Raw genomic sequence first — 9,393 nt, 5'->3', positions numbered from 1 at the left:
GTGTTGTCCTCAGGCCACACCGACCAGCAGCCACCGCAGCGCAATAAACAGCGCCAGTGCCAGCATCGATGCCACCCACATCAATCGAATCGTATGGGAAATGTCGTCTACCGAAATGTCGCGTTGTGCATCACCGATCCACGGTTTCTCAACGCGCTCGCCAAAGTAGTCATTAGGACCACCCAGACGAATTCCTAATGCCCCGGCAACGGACGCTTCTGACCACGCGCAGTTTGGGCTGCTGTGGTTGTAGCGATCGCGCCAGCCAATCTGCAAAGCACGCGCGCCGTCCTGGCGACATAAAAATGCCGCTGCGCCCAGCAGCAGCCAACTTAGTCTCGCGGGAATATAATTTGCGACATCGTCCAGACGAGCGCTGACCATACCGATAGCGCGGTATTTTTCATGTTTGTAGCCCACCATGGAGTCAAGGGTGTTTACCGCTTTGTAGGCCATCGCCAGAGGCGCACCGCCGAGGAGCAAGAAGAACAGCGGCGCGATAATGCCATCAACGGTGTTCTCAGCCACGGTTTCCACTACGCCGCGATTGATCTGCTGTGGCTGTAATTGCGAGGTATCTCGTCCCACAATCCATGACAGCTTTTCCCGACTTGCAGCAAGGTTACCGGCACGTAGCGGACGCTCGACATCCTGCGCGGCATTTGCCAGGCAGCGCCCGGCCAGCACGGTAAAGATCATCCAGACTTCCACCACCCAACCAAGCCAGGGATGAATAGAGTGCGCCAGCGCCAGTACTCCCCAGGACACAGCCCAGGTCAGCCCCACCACCACAATCCACATCACCGCGCCACCGATGCGTAGCGCACGGTCGCTATGGCAGTAACGCCGAACAACCCGTTGCACCGCAGAAATCAGATTGCCAATCCAGCGTACCGGATGCGGCCAGTTCTGCGGATCGCCGATGATAAAATCAAGCAGCCAGGCAACACACCACGCGAGGATGGTCATAGTGCGCTCCTTGCGGCTGCCAGCCAGTGGTTAAGCATCTGCGGACGTTGAGCAAAATGAACGTGTAGATAGCTGGCGAAGGTATTTCCCACCTGCCAACCGCCGGACCAGGCTTGCAGCGTTTTGCCATCGCGCACTTTGCGACAGTTCATCACCGCGGAGGTTTCAGGGGTAAAATCGGAGTAGTGGAATTCATGTCCGCGCAGCACTTCGCCTTCTGCAGCTAACAACGTTTGCTGCGCGGCCTGCGCTTCGCAGTAGCCAAATCGGGTCAGACGTTTTCCCATTTTGCTGTGACCGGGAATGATATCCGCCATCAGCCAGGTATCACCCTGGCTGTCTTCCAGCGAACTGCCGAGATACATCAGCCCCCCGCACTCGGCATAAATCGCGACACCCTGCTGGTGCGCCGCCCGCAGTTGGTTAAGCATTGCAATATTACGGGCCAACGCCCCAGCATGTAACTCAGGATAGCCGCCACCTAGCCAGATCATCTGACAGTCGGGTAAACAGGTGTCGTGCAACGGACTAAAACGGACAATTTTAAGCCCCGTGCGCTCCAGTAGCGCAATGTTGTCTGGGTAGTAGAAGTTGAACGCTTCGTCATCGGCGATGGCAAGCGTTAGCCCTGCCCCGGCGTCTGCGGCGGGCAACGCTGGCCATTCACCCGCAGGAAGCGTGTCTAACTGGCTTAATCTCAGCAGCGCGTCGATATCAAGGGTTTGCTCCAGCGTCGCGGCAAACGCCTGCCACGGCTGCTGGTTAATAACCGACTCACGCGCGGTAACTAACCCCAGATGACGCTCAGGAAGCGCAACGCCTTCCATACGGGGAACGTAGCCTAAGACGGGTACAGCGCAGTAACGCTCAATCGCCACTTTCAGGAGCTGGTAATGCGTTTCGCTGTTAACCCGGTTAACAATAACGCCGGCAATATTCAGGGTTGGATCAAAATGCTGAAACCCCATTACCGTCGCGGCGATCGAAGTGGAAACGGCTTTGCCATCAACCAGTAGGATAACCGGACAGCCTAACTGTTTGGCCATCGCGGCGGTGCTGCAGTAGTTTGGGTCGGTGCCGTATCCGTCATACAACCCCATAACGCCTTCAATAACGGCGATATCCGCATGTTGCATGTGCTCGCAAAATAAAGCATTCAGGGTGGGGACGGGAAGCATGAAGCTATCAAGATTGCGGGAAGCAGTGCCGCATACCGCGGTATGCCAGCCGGTATCAAGGTAATCGGGGCCTACTTTGCAAGGCTGGACGCGTAAACCGCGTTTTTTCAACAAGCTCAACAAGCCCAGCGTCACCGTGGTTTTACCACAGCCGCTTCCGGTACCTGCAAGAACAAAAGCGTGAAAATTGGCCGCCATACCCTGATCCTGTTCAGGGTGGTAGGGGTGTAAAGATACCCAGTCTCTCGACTGTATGCATCTGAACCACCCACTTCCCACCGAAGTTGTTGGTAGTCACTGACAGGCAGGTCTTCTGGCTTAGCGTCATCCTCACCCGTCCTTCCCAATCTTGCGATCAGTGGTCAATACGGGGTCGTCAGCATCACAGCAGCGGGGGCTGCGGGGGATTCTCACCCCCTTCCCTACCACAAATGTGGCAAACCTGTCAGTTCAAGAGCCTGATTAATTAAGCTCTCTGTTATGAGGTAAATTCACGACCTCATGACAATAATTCAATTTAATATCTTGCCGGGTTCATTCAACCAATTACCTGGCATAAACCCACTTATTCATATGCTCGCATTCTGAATGAAAGTGCCAACAAAGAATAAAGAAAGTCATTCACAGAGACACTGTATCTCATCACAAAAATAAAAACTGGTGCAGTTTATCCCTCTAATACTAATATTTTGTTGCGCTATGACAATTTATTGACTGCTGTCGCTACTTTTCATTTTATAATGACTGGCATAGCGCCCTATATCAAAAATCGGCAATAGCAAAATATTGCCATTTAAGCGGATTCGCCACGTGAAATGACATTTATTTGTTGGCGAAATGCCTGCGGCGTGACCTGATACGTTTGACGAAAAACTTTGCAAAAATAACTGGTTTGCGAAAATCCTAAATTACGCGCAATGCTGGCTATGCTCCAGTCACTGTGGCAAAGCAGCTCTTTTGCACTGGCCATTCGCTGCTGGTTTACCCATGCGTTAAAACCGATGCCATGATATTTTTTGAACAATTTGCTGAAATAGTAAGGGCTAAGGTAAACATGAGAGGCGACATCCTCCAGACGCAATTCGTCTGATAAATGCGCATCAATATAGCGCAGTGCTTTTTTCATTTTGCTGTCATGAGGATTGGTGCTGCGGTTAGCGCGTACCGGCTCTGACTGCTGCGGGTTATCTTTGATAACCACAAAATTAAGTTGTTTCTTAAGGCAATTTTCCACGATGAGCTTCAGCAGATCCGCTGAGGCGATGACTCGCGAATAGTCCATTTCCGGTACATTACGAAACTCGTTGACCAGTTCGGGATCGGCTTGCCAGCGGTCATCTACATTCAGAATATCAACCAAACCAACATCGTTACTTAAGCGTACCTGGCCACAAAGCACAAACCCTACCAGGTGCCCCGCAATGACCAGCGGAATTGAGAAGTCGGTAAGTCCGGCGTGACAGCGATAGATGCAGGGTTGATCGGATTTAGAGGCTTCCAGCCCTCCACAGCGATCGCTCATACGACAACGGGTACTGTGCTGAGGATGCTGGCGCATCAACTGGCAAAAAGGGGTGAAATTAAAAAGCTCAGAAATTTCATCACCGTGAATATTGACAACCACAACGGCCAGACTGGTGGCCTGCGCAAAATCCTGTGCGATTTTATTAATGAGTTCTGAGTTCAGGGCACTCGCAGAAATCATGATAAAACCTCTCAGTTAATTTATTGTTATAAATAAAACATATTATTCACATTCATTTTCACCCTGCCATCCTGAGCATTGATGAAAGTCGTAATTGAACATAACAAAAGTCTCCCATTCTTGGGAGACTTTTTGGGCAGTTCAGGATACCGGATCACGAAAACAGTTTTTACTTTTCAAAAATAAACTTCTTCTGTGAAGCTAGCTCTCATTTTCGTCCAGCTTACACGTATTACAGGGTAAATTTTTGCCAATCAAATAACGATAAATTGCTGCACCCGCGCACGCGCCGATGATAGGGGCCACAATCGGTACAATGAAATAAGGGATATCGCGCCCACCGGTCATCGCAACATCTCCCCACCCGGCCATCCAGGTAAACAATTTAGGGCCAAAATCACGCGCCGGATTCATCGCAAATCCGGTGAGCGGACCGGTGGATGCGCCGATAACAGCAACCAGAATACCAATCAGCAATGGTGCCAACGGACCTTTAGGTACGCCGTTACCGTCGTCAGTCAGCGCCATGATCATCCCCATAAGAATGGAGGTAATCACCACTTCGACCAATGCTGCCTGCCAGACGCTGAGCGCCGCCGCAGGATAAGTACTAAAAATACTGGCAAGGTGCAGGCTTTCCAGACTGCCGCGCACCATCTGGTGGGCCGACTCATACTCGGTAAACAGACTGCCGTAGAGCAAATAAGCCAGCAAAGCGCCACCAAAGGCCCCCGCGACCTGCGCCACAGTGTAAGGTAATACTTTGCGCCCCGGAAAACAGGCAAACAGCCACAGTGCGATGGTGATAGCAGGGTTGAGATGCGCGCCAGAAATCCCGGCCGTCAGGTAGACTGCAAGCGAGATCCCCAGCCCCCAAATGATGCAGATTTCCCACAATCCCAGGCTGGCACCTGCGACTTTCAGAGCGCTCAGGCAGCCAATACCAAAAAACAAAAACAGCCCGGTACCCAAAAACTCAGCAATGCATTGCGCTTTTAGTGAATCGTTCATTGTGACACCTTCTAAGCAGAGTTCGTGTCTTTACCAGCGGACTCCTTACTGGCAAGTAGAATACTTCGAGGCTTACTATAAAAGGCCGTATCAGCAAATTGTTGGCATTCTGCGGATAGCTTGCCCTTTAAAATCGTGGTGCAATAGCAAATTCTTGCTACGCACTTTATTAAAACATTAGAGACAATCGGGATTACACGTATTACACGGACATTTTCAAAACAATAAAATATTGCTATTAGCAGAAATCCGTTTTCAAACCACCATCACAATTTCATTTTTTTCGCATAGCAAATGATATTTATAATGTCACCAGAAAAAGTGTAAATGTGGAACTGACATAACTAAATAATCATATCAATAAAATTTAATATATCCATTAAAAACAATAAGTTAAAATAATTAATAGCAATTTTATATCGCCTTACCTCTATTATTTTTTCACTCTCAATTTCAAGTCAGCCATTCTTTTTCCTCGCTTCTTTTTATAGTCATGAACATCGGGACAACCCAGGCGAGGTCTTTATGCAACAAGAAGCGTTAGGAATGGTAGAAACCAAAGGCTTGACTGCAGCCATAGAGGCCGCAGATGCAATGGTGAAGTCAGCCAATGTAATGCTGGTCGGCTACGAAAAAATTGGTTCGGGGCTGGTAACAGTCATTGTTCGCGGCGATGTTGGCGCAGTCAAAGCAGCAACAGATGCAGGTGCCGCCGCAGCACGTAATGTGGGAGAAGTGAAAGCCGTACACGTCATCCCACGCCCTCACACCGATGTAGAAAAAATCTTACCGAAGGGAATTAGCTAATGAGCAGCAATGAGCTGGTTGATCAGATCATGGCGCAGGTGATTGCTCGCGTGGCAACGCCGGAACAGCAGGCTATCCCTGAAAATAATCCTCCAACACGAGAAACGGCTATGGCAGAGAAAAGCTGCAGTTTAACGGAGTTTGTCGGTACTGCGATTGGCGACACCGTCGGTCTGGTAATCGCCAACGTGGACAGCGCCCTACTGGACGCAATGAAACTTGAAAAACGGTATCGCTCCATTGGCATCCTTGGCGCGCGTACTGGTGCAGGCCCGCACATCATGGCCGCAGATGAAGCGGTAAAAGCCACCAATACTGAAGTCGTCAGTATTGAGTTGCCACGTGATACCAAAGGCGGCGCGGGTCACGGTTCGCTGATTATTCTCGGCGGCAACGATGTTTCCGACGTGAAACGCGGAATTGAGGTTGCGCTGAAAGAACTGGATCGCACCTTTGGCGATGTGTATGCCAACGAAGCCGGTCACATCGAGATGCAATACACCGCACGCGCCAGCTACGCGCTGGAAAAAGCCTTTGGTGCACCGATTGGCCGTGCCTGTGGCGTGATCGTCGGCGCGCCGGCATCCGTTGGTGTCCTGATGGCTGATACTGCGCTGAAATCCGCCAACGTGGAAGTTGTGGCCTACAGCTCCCCTGCCCATGGCACCAGCTTCAGTAACGAAGCCATTCTGGTCATTTCAGGCGATTCCGGCGCTGTGCGTCAGGCCGTTATCTCCGCCCGCGAAATCGGTAAAACCGTACTCGGGACCCTCGGCTCAGAACCGAAAAACGATCGTCCGTCCTACATCTGATATCAGTGAGGCTGATTCATGAGATCGAAAAGATTTGAAGCACTGGCGAAGCGCCCTGTGAATCAGGATGGCTTCGTTAAGGAGTGGATCGAAGAAGGCTTCATTGCGATGGAAAGCCCGAACGACCCTAAACCGTCGATTAAAATCGTCAACGGTACAGTCACAGAACTGGACGGCAAATCCGCCAGTGAATTTGACTTAATTGACCATTTCATTGCCCGCTATGGCATTAACCTGGCGCGCGCTGAAGAAGTCATGGCGATGGACTCAGTAAAACTTGCCAATATGCTTTGCGACCCTAACGTGAAGCGCAAAGACATTGTGCCGCTGACCACCGCAATGACCCCGGCAAAAATTGTCGAAGTGGTGTCCCATATGAACGTCGTTGAGATGATGATGGCCATGCAGAAAATGCGTGCTCGTCGTACACCGTCTCAGCAGGCACACGTCACTAACGTTAAAGATAATCCGGTGCAGATTGCCGCTGATGCGGCTGAAGGCGCCTGGCGCGGATTTGACGAACAAGAAACGACGGTTGCCGTTGCGCGTTATGCACCCTTTAACGCCATTGCGCTGTTAGTCGGCTCACAGGTTGGGCGCCCTGGCGTATTAACCCAGTGCTCGCTGGAAGAGGCGACCGAACTTAAACTCGGTATGTTAGGCCACACCTGTTACGCGGAAACCATCTCTGTCTATGGTACTGAACCCGTCTTTACCGACGGCGATGACACGCCATGGTCGAAAGGCTTCCTCGCCTCTTCCTACGCCTCACGCGGTCTGAAAATGCGCTTTACCTCCGGTTCTGGCTCAGAAGTTCAGATGGGTTACGCCGAAGGGAAATCGATGCTTTACCTCGAAGCCCGCTGTATTTACATCACCAAAGCCGCTGGCGTACAGGGTTTACAAAATGGTTCAGTAAGCTGCATCGGCGTGCCTTCCGCTGTGCCGTCAGGCATTCGTGCGGTGTTAGCTGAAAACCTGATCTGTTCCTCCCTGGATCTGGAGTGTGCCTCCAGCAACGACCAAACCTTTACCCACTCGGATATGCGTCGTACTGCCCGCCTGCTGATGCAGTTCCTGCCGGGTACTGACTTCATTTCTTCCGGTTATTCCGCTGTGCCGAACTACGACAACATGTTTGCGGGCTCGAACGAGGATGCCGAAGATTTTGACGACTACAACGTTCTCCAGCGAGACCTCAAGGTAGATGGGGGTCTGCGTCCGGTTCGTGAAGAAGACGTTATCGCCATTCGTAATAAAGCGGCACGTGCACTGCAGGCCGTCTTTGCCGGGATGGGATTACCGCCAATCACTGATGAAGAAGTGGAAGCGGCGACTTACGCCCACGGTTCGAAAGATATGCCGGAGCGAAACATCGTTGAAGATATCAAGTTTGCGCAAGAGATCATCAATAAAAACCGTAACGGTCTGGAAGTGGTGAAAGCCCTTGCTCAGGGCGGGTTTACCGATGTCGCTCAGGACATGCTCAACATCCAGAAAGCCAAGTTAACCGGGGATTATCTGCATACCTCCGCCATTATCGTTGGCGACGGACAGGTGCTATCCGCAGTAAATGACGTCAATGACTATGCCGGTCCGGCAACAGGTTATCGCCTACAAGGCGAACGCTGGGAAGAGATCAAAAACATCCCTGGCGCACTTGATCCCAACGAGCTTGGCTAAGGGGTGAAAAATGGAAATCAATGAAAAGCTGCTGCGCCAGATAATTGAAGACGTACTGTCTGAAATGCAAACCAGCGACAAACCTGTCTCATTCCGCGCATCGACAGCGGCTAGCGCGCCACAGGCTGCAGCGGCGCAGGGCGACAGCTTTCTGACCGAGATTGGCGAAGCCAAACAAGGCCAGCAGCAGGACGAAGTGATTATTGCCGTAGGTCCCGCGTTTGGACTGTCGCAAACCGTCAATATCGTAGGGATCCCGCATAAGAACATCTTGCGCGAAGTGATTGCGGGTATTGAAGAAGAAGGCATTAAAGCGCGCGTTATCCGCTGCTTTAAATCCTCCGATGTGGCATTTGTCGCCGTGGAAGGTAACCGTCTGAGCGGTTCCGGGATCTCTATCGGCATCCAGTCAAAAGGCACCACGGTAATCCACCAGCAGGGGTTACCGCCGCTTTCTAACCTGGAGCTGTTCCCTCAGGCACCACTTCTGACGCTGGAAACCTATCGTCAGATCGGTAAAAACGCCGCGCGTTATGCCAAGCGTGAATCTCCGCAACCGGTCCCTACTCTGAATGACCAGATGGCTCGTCCTAAGTACCAGGCGAAATCGGCCATTCTGCACATTAAAGAGACCAAATACGTCGTGACGGGCAAAAACCCGCAGGAACTGCGCGTGGCGCTTTGATAAAGGATAACTCCATGAATACCGACGCAATTGAATCGATGGTTCGGGATGTGCTGAGCCGGATGAACAGCCTGCAAGGCGAGCCCGCGACGCCGGTCGCGGCGAGTTCATCAGCACATACCGCGAAAGTCACGGATTACCCTCTCGCGAATAAACATCCTGAGTGGGTAAAAACCGCAACCAACAAAACTCTGGATGACTTCACGCTCGAAAATGTTCTGAGCAACAAAGTGACGGCGCAGGACATGCGCATCACCCCTGAAACGCTGCGCCTTCAGGCGGAAATCGCCAAAGATGCCGGACGTGACAGACTGGCGATGAACTTCGAGCGCGCCGCTGAGCTAACCGCTGTACCTGACGATCGCATTCTTGAGATCTACAACGCGCTGCGCCCATACCGCTCAACGAAAGACGAGCTGATGGCTATCGCTGACGATCTCGAAAATCGTTATCAGGCAAAGATCTGTGCAGCTTTCGTTCGTGAAGCGGCAGCGCTGTACGTTGAGCGTAAAAAACTCAAAGGCGACGACTAACTCAGGGACA

9 protein-coding genes and 1 riboswitch are annotated in these 9,393 nt (G+C 51.6%); of the genes, 5 read left to right on the top strand and 4 right to left on the bottom strand.

What is annotated here, in order from left to right; translation table 11 throughout:
• Positions 1 to 9: 9 nt before the first annotated feature.
• The 4 genes from cbiB to pduF form a co-directional block, all read right to left on the bottom strand.
• The gene (gene cbiB, locus ABIE10_RS00240) at positions 10 to 969 is read right to left on the bottom strand and encodes an adenosylcobinamide-phosphate synthase CbiB (RefSeq protein ID WP_047357938.1); all 960 of its coding nucleotides are present in this window, start codon (positions 967 to 969) and stop codon (positions 10 to 12) included.
• A complete protein-coding gene (locus ABIE10_RS00235) occupies positions 966 to 2,345 on the bottom strand; it encodes a cobyrinate a,c-diamide synthase (protein ID WP_429154287.1) in 1,380 nt (459 codons plus the stop codon). The genes cbiB and ABIE10_RS00235 overlap by 4 nt, the downstream gene beginning before the upstream one ends.
• A gap of 88 nt (positions 2,346 to 2,433) precedes the next feature.
• Positions 2,434 to 2,608: riboswitch (cobalamin riboswitch) on the bottom strand.
• A 332-nt stretch (positions 2,609 to 2,940) separates the two neighbouring features.
• Positions 2,941 to 3,852 (bottom strand): transcriptional regulator PocR, encoded by a 912-nt coding sequence (gene pocR / locus ABIE10_RS00230; RefSeq protein ID WP_016153526.1) that lies wholly within the window; start codon positions 3,850 to 3,852, stop codon positions 2,941 to 2,943.
• Positions 3,853 to 4,053: 201 nt separating this feature from the next.
• Positions 4,054 to 4,863: a propanediol diffusion facilitator PduF gene (gene pduF / locus ABIE10_RS00225; protein ID WP_046275692.1), complete on the bottom strand. Its 810-nt coding sequence runs from the start codon at positions 4,861 to 4,863 to the stop codon at positions 4,054 to 4,056.
• Between the two features lie 525 nt (positions 4,864 to 5,388).
• Here pduF and pduA point away from each other — a divergent pair.
• Genes pduA through pduE form a run of 5 tightly spaced genes read left to right on the top strand, consistent with a single transcriptional unit; the run spans position 5,389 to position 9,383 of the window.
• On the top strand, positions 5,389 to 5,670 hold the full coding sequence (gene pduA, locus ABIE10_RS00220) for a propanediol utilization microcompartment protein PduA (RefSeq protein ID WP_003030255.1): 282 nt from the start codon (positions 5,389 to 5,391) through the stop codon (positions 5,668 to 5,670).
• Complete coding sequence (pduB, locus tag ABIE10_RS00215) at positions 5,670 to 6,482, top strand: propanediol utilization microcompartment protein PduB (RefSeq protein WP_016153528.1); 813 nt, start codon at positions 5,670 to 5,672, stop codon at positions 6,480 to 6,482. Before pduA ends, pduB begins: the two co-directional genes overlap by 1 nt.
• An 18-nt stretch (positions 6,483 to 6,500) precedes the next feature.
• Positions 6,501 to 8,165 carry a propanediol dehydratase large subunit PduC gene (gene pduC, locus ABIE10_RS00210; protein ID WP_003030249.1) on the top strand — a complete coding sequence of 555 codons (1,665 nt, stop codon included), beginning with the start codon at positions 6,501 to 6,503 and terminating at the stop codon, positions 8,163 to 8,165.
• Between the two features lie 10 nt (positions 8,166 to 8,175).
• Positions 8,176 to 8,850 (top strand): propanediol dehydratase medium subunit PduD, encoded by a 675-nt coding sequence (pduD, locus tag ABIE10_RS00205; RefSeq protein WP_003844241.1) that lies wholly within the window; start codon positions 8,176 to 8,178, stop codon positions 8,848 to 8,850.
• 14 nt (positions 8,851 to 8,864) lie between these two features.
• Positions 8,865 to 9,383 (top strand): propanediol dehydratase small subunit PduE, encoded by a 519-nt coding sequence (pduE, locus tag ABIE10_RS00200; protein WP_049040279.1) that lies wholly within the window; start codon positions 8,865 to 8,867, stop codon positions 9,381 to 9,383.
• Positions 9,384 to 9,393: the final 10 nt, after the last annotated feature.

The sequence above is a fragment of the Citrobacter sp. 506 genome (genome assembly GCF_050434985.1).
Lineage (GTDB): Bacteria > Pseudomonadota > Gammaproteobacteria > Enterobacterales > Enterobacteriaceae > Citrobacter > Citrobacter braakii.
The sequence above is the reverse complement of the archived record's forward strand: the minus strand, read 5'-3'. Positions and strand labels throughout refer to the sequence as shown.